The organism is Castellaniella sp. (assembly GCF_049651205.1).
Lineage (GTDB): Bacteria > Pseudomonadota > Gammaproteobacteria > Burkholderiales > Burkholderiaceae_B > Castellaniella.
The window spans coordinates 215,693-235,770 of sequence record NZ_JBASBR010000004.1 but is presented as its reverse complement, the minus strand read 5'-3'; the positions used below and the strand labels follow the sequence as shown (position 1 = coordinate 235,770).

Annotated in this window: 13 protein-coding genes; 9 read left to right on the top strand and 4 right to left on the bottom strand. The window is 58.2% G+C overall.

The window, feature by feature from the left end; genetic code table 11:
* Window positions 1-106: 106 nt before the first annotated feature.
* Window positions 107-2,980 (top strand): bifunctional diguanylate cyclase/phosphodiesterase, encoded by a 2,874-nt coding sequence (locus WA928_RS02245; RefSeq protein ID WP_424299009.1) that lies wholly within the window; start codon window positions 107-109, stop codon window positions 2,978-2,980.
* A gap of 21 nt (window positions 2,981-3,001) precedes the next feature.
* Here the strand turns inward: WA928_RS02245 and ovoA are convergent, their stop codons facing one another.
* A complete protein-coding gene (ovoA, locus tag WA928_RS02240) occupies window positions 3,002-5,152 on the bottom strand; it encodes a 5-histidylcysteine sulfoxide synthase (RefSeq protein WP_424299006.1) in 2,151 nt (716 codons plus the stop codon).
* Window positions 5,153-5,238: 86 nt separating this feature from the next.
* Between ovoA and WA928_RS02235 the strand changes: the two genes are divergently transcribed.
* The 8 genes from WA928_RS02235 to WA928_RS02200 all read left to right on the top strand — a co-directional run bounded on the left by WA928_RS02235 (window position 5,239) and on the right by WA928_RS02200 (window position 17,680).
* Window positions 5,239-7,155, top strand: coding sequence for a sensor domain-containing diguanylate cyclase (locus WA928_RS02235; protein ID WP_424299003.1), 1,917 nt, complete (start codon window positions 5,239-5,241; stop codon window positions 7,153-7,155).
* An 83-nt stretch (window positions 7,156-7,238) separates the two neighbouring features.
* Window positions 7,239-8,438 (top strand): phosphoglycerate dehydrogenase, encoded by a 1,200-nt coding sequence (serA, locus tag WA928_RS02230; protein ID WP_424299000.1) that lies wholly within the window; start codon window positions 7,239-7,241, stop codon window positions 8,436-8,438.
* A gap of 219 nt (window positions 8,439-8,657) precedes the next feature.
* Window positions 8,658-10,130, top strand: coding sequence for a NarK family nitrate/nitrite MFS transporter (locus WA928_RS02225; RefSeq protein WP_424299586.1), 1,473 nt, complete (start codon window positions 8,658-8,660; stop codon window positions 10,128-10,130).
* 81 nt (window positions 10,131-10,211) lie between these two features.
* Window positions 10,212-13,967 carry a nitrate reductase subunit alpha gene (locus WA928_RS02220; protein ID WP_424298997.1) on the top strand — a complete coding sequence of 1,252 codons (3,756 nt, stop codon included), beginning with the start codon at window positions 10,212-10,214 and terminating at the stop codon, window positions 13,965-13,967.
* 11 nt (window positions 13,968-13,978) lie between these two features.
* Window positions 13,979-15,520 carry a nitrate reductase subunit beta gene (gene narH, locus WA928_RS02215; RefSeq protein ID WP_350379498.1) on the top strand — a complete coding sequence of 514 codons (1,542 nt, stop codon included), beginning with the start codon at window positions 13,979-13,981 and terminating at the stop codon, window positions 15,518-15,520.
* A gap of 11 nt (window positions 15,521-15,531) precedes the next feature.
* Window positions 15,532-16,224, top strand: coding sequence for a nitrate reductase molybdenum cofactor assembly chaperone (gene narJ / locus WA928_RS02210; RefSeq protein WP_424298993.1), 693 nt, complete (start codon window positions 15,532-15,534; stop codon window positions 16,222-16,224).
* A gap of 10 nt (window positions 16,225-16,234) precedes the next feature.
* On the top strand, window positions 16,235-16,924 hold the full coding sequence (gene narI / locus WA928_RS02205) for a respiratory nitrate reductase subunit gamma (RefSeq protein WP_424298990.1): 690 nt from the start codon (window positions 16,235-16,237) through the stop codon (window positions 16,922-16,924).
* Window positions 16,925-16,933: 9 nt separating this feature from the next.
* Entirely contained in the window at window positions 16,934-17,680 is a 747-nt protein-coding gene (locus WA928_RS02200; protein WP_424298987.1) for a peptidylprolyl isomerase, read from the top strand.
* On the opposite strand, the gene WA928_RS02195 is transcribed toward WA928_RS02200, so the two are convergent.
* Genes WA928_RS02195 through WA928_RS02185 form a run of 3 tightly spaced genes read right to left on the bottom strand, consistent with a single transcriptional unit; the run spans window position 17,663 to window position 19,893 of the window.
* Window positions 17,663-18,157 carry an RrF2 family transcriptional regulator gene (locus WA928_RS02195; protein WP_424298984.1) on the bottom strand — a complete coding sequence of 165 codons (495 nt, stop codon included), beginning with the start codon at window positions 18,155-18,157 and terminating at the stop codon, window positions 17,663-17,665. The two genes, WA928_RS02200 and WA928_RS02195, sit on opposite strands and share 18 nt — an antisense overlap.
* A 13-nt stretch (window positions 18,158-18,170) precedes the next feature.
* Window positions 18,171-19,493: an NnrS family protein gene (locus tag WA928_RS02190; RefSeq protein WP_424298981.1), complete on the bottom strand. Its 1,323-nt coding sequence runs from the start codon at window positions 19,491-19,493 to the stop codon at window positions 18,171-18,173.
* Window positions 19,471-19,893, bottom strand: coding sequence for a group III truncated hemoglobin (locus WA928_RS02185; protein WP_424298978.1), 423 nt, complete (start codon window positions 19,891-19,893; stop codon window positions 19,471-19,473). The genes WA928_RS02190 and WA928_RS02185 overlap by 23 nt, the downstream gene beginning before the upstream one ends.
* Between the last annotated feature and the right edge of the window lie 185 nt (window positions 19,894-20,078).

Below are 20,078 nucleotides of genomic sequence, written 5' to 3'. Positions count from 1 at the left end.
GACTGCATAAGGGCCGCATATAAGTCCATGCTTTAAACGTAATGTACTTGCCAGTGACCAAAGGTATCAGTACAGTGGCCTGTCTGGTCAACCACTGGCAATGTCCTTGATCCATCCCACCTACCAAAAAGAGTTCCGGCGTGCGATCGGTATCGTCAGCCTCTTGACGGTGCTTTTGTTGATGGTGGCTGTGGTGCCTATGCCGGCCGCCTTTCACGATGTCGCCCACTACCTGGCATTGCATACGGTAGTCGAAACCTTGTCGGTCATCACGGCTTCGGTCATTTTTGCTGTGGTCTGGAGTAGCCGGCAAGAGTCATTGCCGCGGCCGCTGGTCTTGCTGGGCAGCACCTTTCTGGGTGTTGCCTTGTTTGATTTCCTGCACCTGCTGTCTTACCAGGGCATGCCGTCGTTTATTACCCCCAGCAGCCCTGAGAAGTCCATCTACTTCTGGTTGCTTGGCCGATTGCTTGGCGGCATGGGTTTGCTGGCGGCTGGTTTGGTGTCCTGGCAAAAACGGCGAGTTTGGGTGCCATTGGGCCTGCAGGTATTGGGTGTTTTGCTGTTTGTGTCGGCACTGTCCATCCTTTATTTTGGCTGGCCGGGGTGGGTACCCCGTATGTTTTTGCCCGGTCAGGGCCTCACTCCCTTCAAGGTGGGCGCCGAGTACATACTGATCTTGCTGTATTTGGTGGCAGCGGGTTTGTTTGTGTGGCGCATGCGGCAAGAACGCCGGTTTAACGCACCGGATCTCTTCATCGCGGTGTGCGTAATGGCACAAAGCGAGTTTTTCCTGACGATGTATTCCAGGGTAACTGATGGCTATAGTGTCCTTGGCCATCTTTACAAGATTGTTGCCTATATTTTTCTGTACCGGGCCGTGTTCTCAGAGGCCGTGCAACATCCCTATGACTTGCTGCAAGACTCCCGCGAGCAGATGCGTGCGACGCTTGATGCCTTGCCTGATCTGGTGCTGGATATGGATCTCGATGGCCGCTACCTCAGCATCCATACCAGCAAAGTCGACACCCTGGCGGCGCCGCCCGAGCGCCTGCTGGGCCGGCCCGTGGATGAGTTCCTGTCTACGCGCAACAGCCAGATCGTGCGTGGGGCCTTGCACGAGGCCTATGCGCATGGGCAGTCGCGGGGCAAGATATTGGCGTTGGTCAGCAAGCAGGTGGTTCGGTACTTCGAGCTCTCGGTTGCCCGCAAGACCACAGTGCGTGGCCAGACTCCTCAGTTTGCGGTGATTTCCCGCGATGTGACCGATCGCATGAAAAGCGAGCAGGCCCTGCGCACCTTGTCCATGGCAGTGCTGCAAAGCCCCCAGTCCATCATCATCACGGACCGTCGCGCGTGTATCGAGTTCGTCAATGAGGCCTTTACCCGGATCAGCGGCTATACCGCCGCCGAGGTCATCGGGCGCAATTTGCGCCGGCTCAAGCCGGGACGTACCCCGTCCGCCACGTTTCGAACAATGTGGGCGCAATTGGCGCAGGGTAACGCTTGGCGTGGCGAATGGATCAACCTTGCCAAGGATGGTCACGAGTACATCGAGTCGGTCCTTATCTACCCGGTGCGCAATGTTCAGGGAGAAGTCACCAACTATCTGGCCCACAACGAGGACATCACTGAAGCTCGACGGGCCGCTGAGCAGATTCGCTCACTTTCCCATTACGATCAGCTCACGGGCCTGCCCAACCGTCAGCTGTTGCGCAAGCATTGCCAGGGTGCACTGGATCGCGGCGACCCGCTGGCCGTTCTGTGGATCGACCTGGATCACTTCAAGGCGGTCAACGATACGCTGGGACACCATGTGGGTGATGTGCTTTTGCAGGAGATGGCACGGCGTCTGCGCAAGGCATTGCCCGAGACCGCTTCTGTCTCGCGCTATTCGGGTGATGATTTTGTGGTGATCCTGCCGATGTCTTCCCAGGATGACGCTGCCCGGCAGGCAGAAGCCCTGCTGGCAACACTGTACCAGCCCATGCATTTGGCCGACCAGGAGATCTATACCTCTGCCTCTATTGGAGTGGCCCTGCATCCGGATGATGCAGTCGAGTTCGATATGCTGCTGAAGCACGCGGAAACTGCCATGTACCGCGCCAAAAGCGACGGGCGTCATTGTGTGGGGTTCTTTACCCGTGAGATGCAGACTCATGTCAGCCGAGAGCTGCTGTTGGGCAATGCCTTGAAGCAGGCGCTGCAAAACCAGGAGCTCTTTTTGGTGTACCAGCCTCAAATTTCCTTTGAGAGTGGTGCTGTGCTGGGCGCGGAGGCTTTGTTGCGCTGGCGGTCGCCCCAGTGGGGGCTGGTGCCACCCAGTGAGTTCATTCCTATCGCTGAAAGCAGCGGCCTGATCGCGCCTATTGGCGAGTGGGTGCTGCGCACGGCGTTGCGGCAATTGCGCCAGTGGCAGGTGCAGGGTTTGCCGCCGATGTGCATGGCGGTCAATTTGTCGGCAGTGCAGTTTAATCGGCCGGGTCTGGGCAAGCAGATTCAGGCGATTTTGGCGGAGGCTGAGGTTCCCGCTGGCTTGCTCGAGCTTGAAATCACCGAAGCGGTCGCAATGAAATCGCCCGAAATAGCTGCCTTGCGCATGGAAGAGCTCGCACACATGGGTGTGCGCTTTGCCATCGATGATTTTGGCACCGGGTATTCGTCTTTAAGCTATCTCAAGCGTTTTCGCCTGCATAAGCTGAAAATCGATCAGTCCTTTGTACGGGACATCAACCTTGATCCCGACGATCAGGCTATTGCCACCGCCATCATTCAGCTGTCCCGCAGCCTGGGGCTACGCACCATCGCCGAGGGGGTCGAGACTTTCGAGCAGCAAGAGTTCCTGCGTGCCAATGGCTGCGAAGAAGCACAGGGCTATTTTTACAGCAAACCCCTGGAGGCGAAAGCATTTACAGCTTTTGTGCAGCAAATGCCTTCGCCGAGCCTTGCCCGACAAGCCCATGCATCCGAACTTAAGTGACCGAACAGACCACTCAGGACACTAGCGCCTTTCCCAGATCGTCATTTCTGACAACGTGTGCTGAAACTTGTGCCGGGTTTCGCGGATCACAAACGGCACATCAAGTGGCTCGGCAATCAGCTTGAAGTGCGCCTGAAGGTGCTCTTTAAGGCCGTCCAGTGTGGTGTGGTTTTCGGCGTCCTTCTTGAAGCCGCCAATCCAGGCCGCCCGGGGAGTGTGTTCTTCGAGCCAGGTGTAGGGCGACGCAATCATCAGCAAGCCGCCCGACACAATGCGCTCGTGGATGGTGTCGAGAAACCGGGCGGGGTCGTACAGACGATCGATCAGGTTGGCGGCCAGCACCAGGTCGTAATTGCAAAACTGTGGTTTCAGGTTACAGGCATCGCCCTGATAAAACTCAACCCGGCCGACTGTCTCTGACAGATTGAGATCGGACAGGCTGCGTGATTTGTAGGACACCAGCTCGCCTTCGTCCGTCAGGGTATAGCGCAAGTGTCCGGTCTGGATCAGCTGCACACCCTGGTTGATGAAGCGGGCAGAAAAGTCGACCCCTGTCACATGATCGAAGTGGCGGGCCAGCTCGAAGGTAGCCCGGCCCGACGCGCATCCAAGGTCCAGCGCATGGCGATGGGGGCGGTTGCCTATGGCTGCAATCGCATGCTGAGCCAAGGCCTGCGGGAAATTGGGCACATCGAAATAGGTGTCGCCGTAGTGGAACTCGGCGTATTCGGACATGAGCTTGTCGGTTTCGTAGTAGGCGGCCGGTGCCTCGGCCGGCGCATGAGACACCACATAGCGGAACCCTGCGTGCTGAAAGAAGTGGCGCCGGAAGGCGTAGCGCGCTGATCGCGCGGCCTCGTTGCCGCTGGAGATCCAGGATCCGCCTTTCATCAGGTTGTGACGGCCATCAAATGTGGGGGTGGTGAAATCATCGTAGATGGGATGGACGTCAAAGCCGTTGAACGGGTATGTGGGGGTTTCCGTCCATTGCCAGACGTTGCCCACTACGTCAAACCAGTCGCCATGGGCGTATTGGTCTACCGGGCAGGATGAGGCACCATGGTCAAGATGCAAATTGGCTGCGCAGCGCTGGTCGGTGGGGTCTGCCAAGCCGGCGGTGTCGTACAGCCGGTACCATTCGTCTTCGGTGGGCATGCGCACCGGCTGGCTGGTTTCGGCTGCCTTCCAGTTGCAAAATGCCTTGGCTTCCAGATAGTTGACTTCTACTGGCCAGGCCCAGGGCATGGGGATTTCGTGCGTCATCAGGCGCAAATACCAGCCCTGCGGCTTCTTTACCCAAAAAGTAGGGTGGCTGGCCTGGCTGAAGGCCAGCCATTGCTGACCTTCTTCTGTCCAGTTGTGATGGTTGCGGTAGCCGCCTGCCTCTACAAACGCCAGGAACTCCTGGTTGCTGACCAGATAGCGGCTGGCCTGGAAGGATTCGACACTGGCTTCGTGGGTGCCGTATTCGTTGTCCCAGCCATATTGCGGATTTGAAAACGCCTTGCCCAGGCGCACGACGCCTGCTGGTACCCGCGTCACGGTATTTTCAGGGGCTGTGTGTGGCGTATTGGCCAGTGGCTCCCAGCCTGTGGCCGGACGCACGTATTTAAGGGCATGCTGGCGAATCAGTACAGATGAGGTTTCCAGGTGGATACGCTCGTGCTCGACCCCCATGATCAGTGCCCACCAGGGGTTTTGCCAATCAATGGGCGATTTCAGGGGGGTGCGGTCGATGACGTCGCACACCAGTGCCCTGACCTTGTTTCGGTAGGCATGCACTTCGGCCACCGAGGGCCACTGGTAATTATTGTCGTCCAGGTCGTCCCAGCTCATTTCGTCCACACCCACAGCGAAGGTGGATTCGAGCTGCTGGTCTACCCGCCGGTCGATCAGGCGGGCCAAAAGCATTTTGTTGATAAAAAATGTGGCCGTGTGTCCGTAATAGAAGAGCAAAGGGTGCCGCAATGAAATGGATTTGACGAGATAAGCCTCATCGCTGGCCAGACACCGGAACAAAGATTCGTAGCGATCAAAGGTTTCCAGAAAATATCGCCGGATGGATGCCCTGAGTATATTGGTATCGGGTTCTGCCAGGTTGGGAGTACGCATAAACAGCGCCTGAGCCTCAGGATTTTCGGTGGGCGACAAGGGAGCGGCAGGAGTGGACATGAACAAATCCGTGCGAAAAATTGATGAATCCTGGAAACTCTTTAGCCTAACATGCGACTTGATGTATCGTGCCAGAGACGGTTCCCATGCATAATGCTTTGATGCAGCATACCCCTGTTCTGTTTCAAGGAGCATCGTTGACCACCTGGCTGCGTGTGTATTTCACAGGGCTGTTGCTGGCCTTCTCGGGGTTGCTTGTTTCTGGTGCCGCACTGGCCCAGCCGCTGGCTGCGGTCTGCCCGATCCGCAATGTGTCTGCGGTTCAGCCACAGATTGCCTCGTTGTCCCAGGTGTGCTTTGCCCAGGACGAAAAACAAGCCCTCAGCCCCCAGGATTTTCTCAGCGGCCGTTGGCCTATCCAGCGCCGTGATGCAGATCAGTTGGTTTTTACACATACCAAGACGGCGTACTGGGTATACGTGCCCCTGCGTAACACCGACCCCGTGGCACGCAGCTGGTTTCTGCAACTGGATTATCCCTTGCTGGATAACGTGGATGTCTGGGTGTACCAGCTGGATCCGGGATCCGACGCGCCTCCCGTTCTGGTGGGTGCCCGGCAGATGGGTGATGCCCGCCCTTTTGACGCACGGCCGGTTGCCCATCATCTGTTGATGTTGCCATTGGACTTTTTACCCGGAGAATCGCTGGGCGTGGTGATTCGGGTGCGCAGCAACGGTGCCATCAATATTCCCTTGTCGCTGTATACCGCCGAGGCCGCACTGGCCCAGACCCAGGATCAAAGCCTGGCATTGGGCATGTTTATCGGCGCTGTGTTGTTGCTGGCCATGTTCAACCTCACGCTGTTTGTGCGCCTGAAGATCCCGCAACCGCTGTTCAATGCGCTCTACATCATCTGTGTGGGGCTTTTCCTGGCGTCCATGTCGGGCCTCAGTTTTCAGTACCTGTGGCCGGCGTCGCCCTGGCTGGCTAATGTCGCGGTGCCGGTTACCGAGGTTCTTGCCCTGCTCAGCCTCTTGCTCTTTACCCGATGCTTTCTGGGCGTCACGGCTCGGTCGGGATGGCAGCACTACTGCATTTGGGGGTTGGCAGGCATCGGTCTGGTGCTTCTGGTAGCCAGCTTCTGGGTGGCTTATCCGGTCATCATCAAGGTCAATACCGCATATGCCCTGGTCAGCATGCTGGCCATGCTGGGGGTGGGTGTGGCACAGGCCAGATTGGGCCATCAGGATGCGCGTTGGTATGTGGCCTCCTGGCTGGTACTTTATGCCGGGTTCCTGTTTTACGGGCTGGCTGTGTTTGGCTATATGCCCGGCTTTATGGCACAACAGCGCTGGGTGCAGATTGCCGCCGGCAGCCAGGTTTTTTTGCTGACGTATGCCGAGGTCATCCAATTGCGCGGGCTGTTGGATCATGCCCTGAAGATCGAGTCTTCGGCCCGCAGCTCCCTGCAGCAGGAAGTCCAGTCCAGAACCGCCGATTTGCGCTCTACGATGGTGGCCTTGCAGCAGGCCAACCGCCAGCTGCGCGAGCTAGCCCGCATTGATCCGCTGACAGGGCTGCTCAATCGCCGCGGGCTGGATGAGTCTCTGGATGAGTTGCTCAGCCATGTTAAACCGACACCAGAGCCGCAGATCACCTTTGTGGTGTTTGACCTCGATCACTTCAAACGCGTCAACGACCAGCATGGTCATGATGCCGGCGATGAGGTGCTGAAGTGGGTGGCCGAGGTGTTGCGCAACCTGCTGCGACGCCAGTCTGATGTGCTGGCGCGGTTTGGCGGCGAAGAGTTTGTTGCGTTGTTGCCCCATACGACAGTGTCTGATGCCCAGGCGCTGGTGATGCGGGTGCTGGCACATGTGCACGCACAGACCATCGCGCTACCTAATGGCGCGACGATTTCGCTCACACTCAGCGCGGGGCTGGCCAGCTGGCAGCCTGGTGACACAGCAGTCAGCCTCTTTCGGCGGGCCGATGAGAGCCTCTATCAGGCCAAGGCACAGGGTCGAAACCGGCTGGTTATCGCCCCTTCTGCCATCATTTGACCCTGCTTCCATCAGGGATGACCCTGACGGCTGCGTGGAAATATCGCACAATGGATGTTTTTCATTGCTTGAGAAGGATCAAGATGGCACGCATCGTTCTGTTCGAAAACATCCATGCCAGCGCCAAAGAAGTCTTTGTGGCCGCGGGTTTTGACGAAGTCATCACCCATACAGGCGCACTCACCGGAGACGCTTTGCACAACGCGCTTCAAGGCGCACAGGTAGTGGGCATCCGGTCTCGGACGCATCTCGATCAGGCTGTGCTGTCCGCACTTCCCGAGCTTCGTGCCATTGGCTGCTTTTGTATCGGCACTAATCAAGTAGACCTCGAAACCGCCGCTATGCGGGGGGTTCCTGTCTTTAATGCACCGTTTTCCAATACGCGCTCGGTGGCCGAGCTTGTCTTGGGCGAGGCCATTTTGTTGCTGCGCCGTATCCCCGAGAAAAATGCACGTGTCCACGGGGGCTTCTGGGACAAAACGGCCGAAGGTGCCTACGAGGCCCGTGGCAAGACATTGGGTATTGTCGGCTATGGCAATATCGGTTCGCAAGTAGGCATCCTGGCCGAGTCCTTTGGCATGCGGGTGCTGTATCACGATATCGAAGCCAAGCTTCCCTTGGGGAATGCTCACGCCACCACTTCCCTCAAGAAATTCCTCGGTCAGGCAGATGTCGTCACCTTGCACGTGCCGGGTGGCAAAGACACCACCAATCTGATGAATGCCGAGGCCATTGCCGCCATGAAGCCAGGCAGCATCCTGATCAACGCCTCGCGCGGCACAGTGGTCGATATTCCCGCGCTGCAAAAGGCGCTTAAGTCGGGGCATTTGTCCGGTGCAGCCATCGATGTGTTTCCCACTGAGCCCAAAAGCCGCGACGAAGGCCTGGACAGCCCGTTGCGTGGCATGCAAAACGTTATTCTTACCCCACACATTGGTGGTAGCACCCAAGAGTCCCAGGAAAACATCGGCCGCGAAGTGGCCGAGAAGCTCAGACGTTTTGTCAGCAGTGGCACCACCAAAGGGGCAGTCAATTTCCCCGAAATCGCCTACCACGAGCAGGCAGGCACCGCGCGGATCATCCATATCCACCAAAACGTGCCCGGTGCCATGGGTGCGCTCAGCAATTTGATGGGCGAGTTTGGCCTCAATATTGTCAGCCAGCAGCTGCAAACCCGGGGCAAGATTGGCTATGCCATCACCGACGTCGATGGTGAAGTCACTGATCAAGTTGTCGAGGGCCTGCGCCGCCACCCCATCACCATCCGCTGCGACCGCGTCTGATCGCGCTTTGTCGCCAGCTCACCGCGCCCTCAAGGGCGCGGTTTTTTTTGGATCCAAATCTTTTCTGCTGATGCTTCGCCTGTGAGCTAGGGTTCATTGGTCTGGTCATCCGTGCGGTAAGACCCTTATACTGACTAGGCTTTGTCAGATCACGCGGCCCTGGTTTCCCCTATAGATACAGGCTGTTTGCAAACAAGCAATGATTTGATCTAGATCATCATCCTTGTTGTCTGTGGGGTTTATTGTGTCAGGGTTCTTGGCCTTGGAGTCCTGCGCATGAGCTCTCCCCCTGACGTTCCCGCACGTAAAAGGCGTCGTGTCCTCACTGTCTGGACCCCTGAAGACCAAGAGTTTTGGGCGCAAGAGGGTCGGGCAATTGCCAACGTCAATCTCTGGATCTCCATCCCGGCTTTGTTTCTCGCCTTTGCCGTGTGGCAAATGTGGAGTGTCGTTGCCGTCAATCTACCCAATTTAGGGTTTAAGTACACCGAAAACCAGCTGTTCTGGCTGGCTGCACTGCCTGCCTTGTCCGGTGCCACGCTGCGCATCTTTTATTCGTTCATGGTGCCCGTTTTTGGTGGCCGTCGCTGGACGGCTCTCACCACAGCCAGCCTGTTGCTACCCACCATTGGGGTGGGTATCGCCGTACAAGACCCCACCACCCCGTATTCAACCATGCTGATGCTGGCTTTGTTGTGCGGTCTGGGCGGAGGCAATTTTTCCTCGTCCATGTCCAATATCAGCTTTTTCTTTCCCAAAGAGCGCAAGGGCTCTGCCCTGGGGCTAAATGCCGGGCTGGGCAATCTGGGCGTGTCTTCGGTGCAGTTTTTGGCTCCTCTGGTGATCACCATGGGTGTTCTGGGGCCCTGGGCGGGTGGCTCGCAGATGGCCACGCTGTCTGGTGCCCATGGCGGTCCCGCCGAGGTCTGGGCTCAAAACGCTGCCTTTATCTGGGTGCCGTTCATCATCGTCGTATCCATGCTGGCCTGGGTGGGGATGCATGATATCGCCACAGCCAAAGCGTCTTTCTCCGAGCAGGCCGTCATCTTCAAGCGCCGGCACAACTGGATCATGTGCTTCCTTTATCTGGGTACCTTTGGCTCATTTATCGGGTTTTCTGCCGGTTTTCCGTTGCTCATCAAATATCTGTACCCGGATATCCGTCCTTTGCAGTACGCCTGGCTTGGGCCTTTGGTAGGGGCCATGGCGCGGCCCTTTGGCGGCTGGCTGTCCGATCGTCTGGGTGGGGCCCGGGTTACCTTCTGGACATTTTTCTGGATGGTGCTGGGTGTGGTGGGTGTGATGCTTTCATTGCCGGGCGGCCAGTCGGCCGGTAGTTTCCCAGGGTTTTTGCTGTCGTTTCTGTTCCTGTTTTTCCTCACGGGTATCGGCAATGGATCTACCTTTGCCATGATTCCGGTCATTTTCAATACGCTGGCGCAGCGTCGGCATGCCGCCGGATCCCCCGTCAACGCCGAAGCCGAAGGTGCCAAAGAATCCGCCGCAGTGTTGGGATTCAGTGGTGCCATGGGGGCCTATGGCGGCTTTTTCATCCCCAAAAGCTTTGGCACGTCCTTTGATCTCACCGGCGGTGCAGACGCCGCCCTGGTTTTTTTCATTGTGTTTTATGCAATCTCCATTGCCGTGACCTGGTGGTTTTATGCCCGGCGCGAGGCGGAGATCCCCTGCTGAACACGTCTTCTGGGCCTGTCCTCACCTGGGTGTGGTGGCACGGCCGGCATTTTTAGAATTCTTTCCAACGGAGCCATCATCGTGAGCCATTTCATTGATCGCCTGAAATATTTTTCCCGTCCGAAAGAGCCGTTTTCCAATGGGCATGGCACTGTGGTGCACGAAGATCGCACCTGGGAAGAAGCCTATCGCAATCGCTGGCAGCACGACAAAATTGTCCGCTCCACACACGGGGTCAACTGCACGGGCTCCTGTTCCTGGAAAATCTACGTAAAAGGCGGCATTGTTACCTGGGAAACCCAGCAAACCGACTACCCCAGAACCCGCCCTGACATGCCCAACCACGAGCCCCGTGGCTGTCCGCGGGGCGCCACGTTCTCGTGGTACCTGTACAGCGCCAACCGGGTCAAATATCCCATGTTGCGTGGCCGGCTGGCACGGATGTGGCGCGAGCAGCGCCAGTCGCTGGGGCCGGTTCAGGCCTGGGAGTCCATCGTCTCCGATCCCGAGAAAGCCGCGTCCTATAAATCGATGCGGGGCTTGGGCGGCTTTGTGCGATCCAATTGGGATGAGGTCAACGAGATCATCGCTGCGGCCAATATCTACACCATCAAGCGTTACGGGCCTGATCGCATCGCGGGGTTCTCGCCGATTCCGGCCATGTCCATGATCTCCTACGCCTCGGGCAGCCGTTATCTGTCGCTGCTGGGTGGGTCCCTGCTCAGCTTCTACGACTGGTACTGTGATCTGCCCCCCTCCAGCCCGCAAACCTGGGGCGAGCAAACCGACGTCAGCGAATCCGCCGATTGGTATAACTCCACCTTCATCATGCTGTGGGGCTCCAATGTGCCGCAAACGCGTACACCCGATGCCCACTTCATGGTCGAAGCGCGTTATCGGGGTGCCAAGGTTATTTCGGTTTTCCCGGATTACGCCGAGGGTGCAAAGTTTGGCGATCTCTGGATCCATCCCAAGCAGGGTACCGACGCCGCCTTGGCCCTGGCCATGGGCCATGTGGTGCTCAAAGAGTTTCACCTGGCCGGAAAAAGCGCATATTTCGACCAATACTGCCGCCAGTACACCGATATGCCTTTCCTGGTTCGGCTGGTGCGTCAGGGCGATCACTACGTGCCGGATCGCAAGCTGCGGGCTGCCGATTTCACCGACCGTCTGGGCCAGCAAAACAACCCCGAATGGAAAACCGTCGCTTGTGACGAAAACACCGGTGATTGGATTGTCCCCCAGGGCTCCATCGGCTTTCGTTGGGGCCAAAAAGAGGGTGAGGACGCCGGCAAATGGAACCTCGAACTCAAAGATGCGCGGGGCCAGGCTGTCAAGCCGCGCCTGTCCTTGCTGGATGTCCGGGACGACGCCGTTCCCGTGGCTTTTCCCTATTTTGGCGGCGTGCACCACGATTACTTCAAGGGCACCGACCACGATGAAGTGTTGGTGCGCCAGTTGCCGGTCAAGCGTGTACAAACTGCCGAAGGCGAAGTGCTGGTGGCCACCGTATTTGATCTTTTCGTGGCCAACTACGGTATCGACCGTGGCTTGGGGGGCGAAAACGTCGCGTCTTCCTTCGATGACGATGTCCCCTACACCCCGGCCTGGCAAGAGCGCATCACGGGTGTGCCCCGCGAGCAGGTCATCACGGTGGCGCGCCAGTTTGCCGATAACGCCGACAAAACCCAGGGCAAGTCGATGGTGATTCTTGGGGCCGGCCTCAATCACTGGTATCACATGGATATGTCGTATCGCGGCATCATCAATCTGGTTTCCATGTGTGGCTGTGTGGGTCAGTCGGGTGGTGGCTGGTGCCACTATGTGGGACAAGAAAAACTTCGCCCGCAAACCGGCTGGACGATGCTGACCTTTGCGCTCGATTGGCTGCGCCCGCCACGCCACATGAACGGCACCTCGTTTTTCTACGCGCACTCCGATCAATGGCGCTACGAGAAGCTGAAGGTCTCCGAGCTTCTGTCACCACTGGCCGACCCCACCAAATACCAGGGTGGGCTGATCGACATGAACGTGCGTGCCGAGCGCATGGGCTGGTTGCCCACTGCCCCGCAGCTGCAAGCCAATCCGCTTAAAGTGGTGCAAGATGCCCAGGCAGCCGGGCAAGACCCCAAAGATTACGTCGTCAAGGGCTTGACCGACGGTTCTTTGAAATTGGCCTGCGAAGACCCGGACAACCCCGAGAATTTTCCCCGCAACCTGTTTGTGTGGCGCTCCAATATTTTGGGGTCTTCCGGCAAGGGGCACGAATATTTCCTCAAGCATCTGTTGGGTACGCAACACGGCGTCCAGGGCAAGGATCTGGGCGAAATGGGCGAAAGCCGGCCTCAAGAGGTCAAATGGCACGACGAAGCCCCTCAGGGCAAGCTCGACCTGCTGGTTACGCTGGATTTTCGTATGTCCACTACCTGTGTGTACTCGGACATCGTGCTGCCTACGGCCACCTGGTACGAGAAAAATGATCTCAATACCTCGGACATGCACCCGTTCATCCACCCCTTGTCGGCGGCGGTTGATCCCATCTGGGAGTCGCGCAGCGATTGGGAGATCTACAAGCAGCTGGCCGAGAAATTCACCGAGCTTGCCGCAGACGCAGATCTTCCGGACGAAGATCTCGTCATGCAGCCCATGCAGCATGATTCGCCAGGAGAACTCTCCGATCCCTACGAGGTTCGCGACTGGCGCAAGGGCGAATGCCAGCCGATCCCGGGCAAGACGATGCCCAACCTGATGGTGGTAAATCGCGACTACAAAAATCTGTACAAGCGCTTTATTACGCTGGGCCCGCTGGCCGAGAAGCTGGGCAATGGCGGCAAGGGCATCTCGTGGGATACCAAAGAAGAAGTCGATTTCTTGCGCAAGCTTAATTACACCGAGCGCGAGCCCGGGGTAGGGCAGGGCCAGCCGCGCATTTTTACGGATATCGATGCCTGCGAGACGGTGCTTACCCTGGCGCCCGAAACCAATGGCCATGTGGCGCTCAAGGCCTGGGAGGCCCTCTCCAAATCAACCGGGCGCGATCACACCCATCTGGTGCGCTCCAGCGAGCACGAGAAAATCCGCTTCCGCGATATCCAGGCGCAACCGCGCAAGATTCTCACCTCGCCCACCTGGTCGGGGATCGAATCCGACAAGGTCAGCTACAGCGCGGGCTACACCAATGTGCACGAAATGATCCCCTGGCGCACGCTCACCGGCCGTCAGGAGCTCTATCAGGATCACCCCTGGATGCGCGACTTTGGCGAGGCACTGTGTGTGTACCGGCCACCAGTGGATACAAAAACCATCAAGCCGATGCTCGACAAGCAGTTCAGTAACGGCGAGCCCCATGTGGTGCTTAACTTCATCACACCGCACCAAAAATGGGGCATCCACTCCACCTACTCCGACAACCTGATAATGCTCACCCTGTCACGTGGTGGCCCGATTGTCTGGATGTCCGAGATCGATGCCGCCAAGGCGGGCATTGTCGATAACGACTGGATCGAGGTCTTTAACGTCAATGGCGCCCTGGTGGCGCGGGCGGTGGTCAGCCAGCGGGTGCCCGAGGGCATGACCATGATGTATCACGCCCAGGAAAAAATCGTCAATGTGCCGGGCTCCGAGATCACCGGGAAGCGAGGCGGCATTCATAACTCGGTTACCCGCATTGTGATCAAGCCCACGCACATGATTGGCGGCTATGCCCATCTGGCCTACGGGTTCAATTATTACGGCACTGTCGGATCCAACCGCGATGAGTTCGTGGTGGTTCGCAAACTGAAGAACGTTGACTGGATGGACGAGACACACGAAATCCCTGCCCAGACACAGGCCTAAGGAGTCACCCCATGAAAATACGCGCACAAGTTGCCATGGTCCTCAATCTGGACAAATGCATTGGCTGCCATACCTGTTCGATTACCTGCAAAAATGTCTGGACGTCCCGTGAGGGCATGGAATACGCCTGGTTCAACAACGTCGAAACCAAGCCTGGCATTGGCTATCCCAAAGACTGGGAAAACCAGGATCGCTGGAACGGCGGTTGGCGACGCAAGGCCAATGGCCGCATCGAGCCCCGTCAGGGCGGCAAGCTTAAGCTTTTGTCCCGCATTTTTGCCAATCCCAATTTGCCCCAGATTGACGATTACTACGAGCCCTTTACCTACGATTACGAGTATCTGCAAAAAGCCCCCGAGCGCACCACGCCGCCCGTGGCACGGCCGCGTTCGCTGATTACCGGGCAACGCATGGAGAAAATCGAGTGGGGCCCCAACTGGGAGGAAATCCTCGGTGGCGAGTTCTCCAAACGCTCCAAGGATTACAACTTCGAGGACGTGCAAAAAGACATCTACGGGCAGTTTGAAAACACCTTCATGATGTACCTGCCACGGCTGTGCGAGCACTGCCTCAATCCAACCTGTGTGGCCAGTTGCCCCTCGGGCTCCATCTACAAGCGCGCCGAAGACGGTATTGTCCTGATCGACCAGGACAAATGCCGCGGCTGGCGCATGTGCATTTCCGGCTGCCCTTACAAAAAGATTTACTACAACTGGAAATCCGGCAAGGCCGAGAAATGCATCTTCTGCTATCCGCGCATCGAGGCCGGGATGCCTACGGTGTGTTCCGAAACCTGCGTGGGGCGTATTCGTTACCTGGGCGTGCTGCTTTATGATGCCGACCGCATCGAGGCGGCTGCCAGCGTCCCGGACGAAAAAGATCTCTACGAGGCGCAGCTCGATCTTTTCCTGGATCCCTTCGACCCGGAAATCCGTCGTCAGGCCCTGGCCGATGGCATTCCCGAAAATTGGCTGGATGCCGCCTGTAATTCGCCGGTGTACAAAATGGCAGTCGAGTGGAAAATCGCCTTCCCGCTGCACCCCGAATACCGCACCTTGCCGATGGTCTGGTACGTGCCGCCGCTGTCGCCCATTCAATCGGCGGCCAACAGTGGTCAGATTGGCGCGTTTGGCGAAATCCCGGATGTGAAATCCCTGCGGATTCCCCTGCGTTATCTGGCCAATCTGTTGACGGCTGGCAACGAACCCCCTGTTGCGCTTGCGCTCGAACGCATGCTGGCCATGCGTGCATTCATGCGTGCCCGTTCGGTTGACCGCCAGGAGCGTCAGGACATCCTGGATCAGGTCGATCTTACGGTGCACGAAGTCGAGGACATGCATCGCTACCTGGCCATTGCCAACTACGAAGACCGCTTTGTCATTCCCACGGCGCACCGTGAAAACGCTGAAAACGCCTTCGAGATCCGGGGCGGTTGCGGTTTTACGTTTGGCAATGGCTGTTCAGGGGGCAGCTCCGAGGGCTCGCTTTTTGGCAAGCCACGCAACAAACGCAAACCGACGGTGGTCTTTCTTGATCCCGCCCGGACAGCCTGAAGGAGACCCGTATGACAGAACTGCTCACGACACGGGATGCGGCGGTGTTTTCCGTGATGTCGCTCTTGCTCAGCTATCCCGAGCAAGATTGGCTTGATGCCTTGCCCGAACTCTCGGATGAACTTCCGCCCGAGGCGCAGCAACGTCTGGCCCCCCTGTTTGCCTATCTGCGCAGCTTCGACGACCTGATCGATCTTCAGGAAGCCTATGTGGCCACCTTCGATCGGCGGGCCGCGCATTCGCTGCATTTGTTCGAGCACGTCCATGGCGAATCCCGCGACCGTGGCCAGGCGATGGTGGATTTGCAAAACGAGTACCTGAAGCATGGTCTCGAGCCTGCCACCACCGAGCTGCCCGACTATGTCCCTCTGTTTCTGGAATTCCTCGGGCAGATTCCACCAGAGGCGGCGGAGGCATTGTTGGGCGATGCCATCCATGTGCTGTCCCGCCTGGGCGACAAACTCGCAGAGTCCGACAGCCCCTACGCCTGCCTGTTTGTGCATTTGCGCACCCTCACGCCGGTGCAGCCCGAGATGCTGCCGGATCCGCCCGAGGGTGAGATGGAAGAAACCATGATCACGTTTGGCCCGCAAGCCGATGGCACCGAGCCTTTGCTGATGCAGCGGGCGGGCCAGCAAACGCAGCCGCTGGTGTTCCATCCACCACGAGCGCGTGCCAAACAATCAGGCGACAAACCGGTTTGAGGAGATCACCATGAAAGACGGTCTGAACTTTTTCTTTTTCGGGGTGTATCCCTATATCGCCCTCAGCATCTTTTTCCTGGGCAGCCTGGTGCGCTTCGAGCGTGAGCAATACACCTGGAAAAGTGACTCCAGCCAGTTGCTGCGTTCAGGCTCTTTGCGCTGGGGCAGCAATCTCTTCCATATCGGGATCATCTCCCTGTTCTTCACCCATCTGGTGGGCTTGCTTACGCCACCGGCTGTTTATCATGCCTTTGGCGTCACCACCGAGTTCAAGCAACTGCTGGCCATCATTGTGGGCGCCATCCTGGGGATCATCTGCCTCATTGGCTTGTTGCTGCTGATTCATCGCCGCTGGGCAGAAATTCGTATCCACCATAACAGCACCCATGCCGACTGGGTCACGTTGCTGTGGATCCTGCTGGTGCTGGCCTTTGGTCTGGCAACGCTGTTTACTTCCGTGCAGCACACGGACGGTGCCGTGATGATCCAGCTGGGCGAGTGGTCGCAGCGTATTGTCACCTTCCGCTCTGGGGCGGTGGGGGCCCTCGAAGGTGTACCGCTGGTTTATCGCCTACATATGGTGCTTGGGATGACGCTCTTCCTGATCTTCCCGTTTACCCGGTTGGTGCATGTGTGGTCGGGCTTTGCCTCGGTCACATATCTGGTTCGTCCCTGGCAACTGGTTCGCCCGCGTCGCTAAGGAGGCTTCATGATCACGGTTAATGACATCACCATCACCGAGGCCGAGGTGCTGGCCGAGGTGCCCAATCATCAACAAGAGGCCAACCCACGTCTGGCGGCCGGTCAAGAGCTCGTCTTGCGCGCGCTCATCCGCCAACGGGGTGCAGCGCTGGATCTGAATGCGGATTCGGATGAGGCCCTGACGGCGGCCGTTCTAAATGAAGACGTGCGCACGCCACAGGCAGACGAGGCCAGTTGCCGGCGCTACTACGAGCAGCATCCTGACGAGTTCCGCGAAGGCGATCTTATCGAGGTCTGGCATATTCTTTTTCAGGCCACTTCGGGGCTGGACGTGCAAAAACTGCGCGCCCGGGCCAATTTGCATCTGGCCGAGCTCCACCGCAAAGGTCTGGGGCATTTTGCCCAGTTTGCCCGCGAGTACTCCAACTGCCCCTCCGGGTCGGAAGGCGGCTCGCTGGGCGAACTTACTCGCGGCGAGATGGTGCCCGAGTTTGAAAAGGCCGTGTTTGCCATGCCCGAGTACACGCTGGCCCCCGAGCTTATCGAATCCCGCTTTGGTTTTCATATTGTCCGAACCGGACGTAAGGCCGAAGGCCACATTGTGCCCTTCGAGGCTGCGCATCAGCGCCTGGCCACCTGGCTCGAAGAATCCAGCTATCGCCGGGCGGTACACCAGTACCTGCAGCAACTGGTGGGCAGCGCCCAGATACAGGGTATTCCTATGCAGGGGTCGGATTCACCCTTGGTGCAATAAGCCTGCCTGACGCCTGATACGCACCTCGGCTGCCGGTTTTGCCGGGGTGTCAGGCGTCAAACCAGGCTGGAGGGTGCCTGTGGGTGGCAGCACGTCAGCCAGCGTGCGGGCATCCAGATAATCCATAAAGGCCTGCAGGGCCCCGGCAATCACGGGTTTCAGCCCACAGTGGCCGCTGAGGATGCACTGGTTGTCAGGCCCCATGCATTCCACCAGCGCCAGATCGTTTTCCATATCGCGGATCAGGGCACCCAAAGGAATCTCATGTGGCTCGTGAGCCAGCTCCATCCCGCCGTTTTTACCGCGTACCGTCCGGATCCAGCCGTGTTGCCCCAGCCGGTGGGTGATTTTCATCAGGTGCGGCTCGGAGATGCCATAGAACTGGGCAATTTCCGCAATCGTGCACAGGCGGTCGCGGTGATTGCTGAGATACATCAGCAGCCGTACCGCGTAGTCGCTCATGTTGGTGAGGCGCATGGTGATCCTTGCCCTAACGGGCTTCTGCGGGGCGAGCCGCCGCCGGCTTTTTAGCCGTGGCTACCGGTGCCGGCTTGTCGGGCCGTGGGCGGATCAGCATGGGTACAAAGCGCCACAGATAAAGGCCCAGGGCAACAATCCAGGCCACTGCGCTGAGGTGCAGCAAGTGCACGCTGGTGGCCGTGGGCCACAGCGCAGCCAGGCGCAAGACAGCCGCCGCCACCACCAGCCAATGGCCGGCCAGCATGCTGCGATCCAGTGCCAGGGGCCGCCCCAGGTGGCCCAGGGCAGTACGGGTGAGCATACCGATGATCAGGATGCAAAAGCCTGCCAGGCCAATCAGGTGCACGTGCGTTGCGCTGCGCGCCAGCACCCCGTTGAGCAGTGCCGGGTCAAACAGATTGCTGAACTGCCAGGCGGCAAACAGCAGGCCGATGCCGATGAAGGCGTAGCCCAGGTACAGAATCCAGAGCATGGGCTTGTGCAGGATGGCTTGGGGTTTCCAGTAAAACAGTTGCCCCAGGCTGATCAGGCCGGTGATGAACAGGCTGATGGCCATCACCAGAGGCAGGGTGTGCACACCGCTGCCGGGTGTCATGGGGGTGCCGGTGATCTGAACCCCGATGCCTGCTGCCAGGGCCAGCCCGCTGAATATCATCTGGTATTGCCCGGAGCGTGTCAGCATGGGGATTTTCAGATCGGGCACCATGCGCATCGCAAAAAACGGGATCACCCGGCGGGCAATCAGCAAAGCAATGATGGCCATGCCGATCAGGCCGATGTCAAAGCGCTGCATCAGTTCGATATAGTTGCCGTCCAGTGCAGCCAGCAGATACATCAGGTCGGCTACCCCGAGCATGAAAATCAGAACCGGCACCCCGTAGTTGCGTCGGCTGCGTCCCTTGATCATGACGCGGCCCAGGGCCACTGCGGCGCCTGCAAAGAACAGTAGTTCGGCCACCAGGGCAATCCAGAAGCCCGCCAGGCCACCGGCCAGGAAACCGATGCGGGCAATGCACCACAGAATGCAAAGAATGGCCAGCGGTGTGCCGTGCAGGGGGTTAAAGCCTGTCCAGGTGGCGCTGGCCGTGAGCAAAAAGCCCACGGCAATGGTGATGATGAAGCCCCAGAGCATCTCGTGCGCATGCCAGCCGACCATCGACAGCGGGCCGGTGAGCAGCTGTGGTGTAAAGATCCACAGTGCAATGGAGATTAGTGCCCAGCTTGCCCCGGCGATGTACAGCGGGCGAAAACCCAGGGCCAGAAACGCAGCCATGGAAGGGCGGTTGGGGGAGAGAGGCGCGGAGGCCTCTTCAACGTTCAGCAGACGAGACATTTTCGTCAAACTCCGTGACGGGATGATTGGGGGAATGGCTGACCTGGTAGCCATACCAAAGACTGCGGGCAATCCGCTGGGCAAAATCCTGGGCCTGGGCCTGGAAGGCGGGGTTGTCAAACTCCATGAGTGTTTCGCGAAACAGCTCCAGCCAACGGACGAACATGCCGCCCTCGATGCCAGGCAAAGCCACATGGCGGGGCATGGGTGTACCGCTGTAGGTGCCTGTGCGACGCAGCAGCGACGACCAGAATCTCACCATGCGTTCGAGGTGTTCATCCCAGTCGTCGATGTGGGCATCAAAGATTGGGCCGAGAGTCTCGTCTTGCCGCACACGGCGGTAAAAGTGGTGGACGAGGGTGACGATTTCGTCTTGGGTGCAGACAAAGGGTTCGTCCATTCAGCGCTCACAAGGTGTCAATTTTTAAAGGTTCATATTATAGGTACCTTAATAAGGTACCGTAAAGTGAATCTTTTGGCTGGCTGTCGCTGCCGGGCTTCAGTTATCATCAAAGCCCTGGCCGACTGTCTTGGTATGGCCAGGGTTTTTTTGCTGCCGCCTGGGGCGCATTGGATGCCCGGGTG

Coding starts and splice junctions, on each gene's coding strand:
- WA928_RS02200 (WP_424298987.1), top strand. CDS start 16,934: ATGATCACGGTTAATGACATCACCATCACCGAGGCCGAGGTGCTGGCC.
- ovoA (WP_424299006.1), bottom strand. CDS start 5,152: ATGTCCACTCCTGCCGCTCCCTTGTCGCCCACCGAAAATCCTGAGGCT.
- WA928_RS02235 (WP_424299003.1), top strand. CDS start 5,239: ATGCATAATGCTTTGATGCAGCATACCCCTGTTCTGTTTCAAGGAGCA.
- WA928_RS02190 (WP_424298981.1), bottom strand. CDS start 19,493: ATGTCTCGTCTGCTGAACGTTGAAGAGGCCTCCGCGCCTCTCTCCCCC.
- WA928_RS02195 (WP_424298984.1), bottom strand. CDS start 18,157: ATGCGCCTCACCAACATGAGCGACTACGCGGTACGGCTGCTGATGTAT.
- WA928_RS02185 (WP_424298978.1), bottom strand. CDS start 19,893: ATGGACGAACCCTTTGTCTGCACCCAAGACGAAATCGTCACCCTCGTC.
- serA (WP_424299000.1), top strand. CDS start 7,239: ATGGCACGCATCGTTCTGTTCGAAAACATCCATGCCAGCGCCAAAGAA.
- narI (WP_424298990.1), top strand. CDS start 16,235: ATGAAAGACGGTCTGAACTTTTTCTTTTTCGGGGTGTATCCCTATATC.
- narJ (WP_424298993.1), top strand. CDS start 15,532: ATGACAGAACTGCTCACGACACGGGATGCGGCGGTGTTTTCCGTGATG.
- narH (WP_350379498.1), top strand. CDS start 13,979: ATGAAAATACGCGCACAAGTTGCCATGGTCCTCAATCTGGACAAATGC.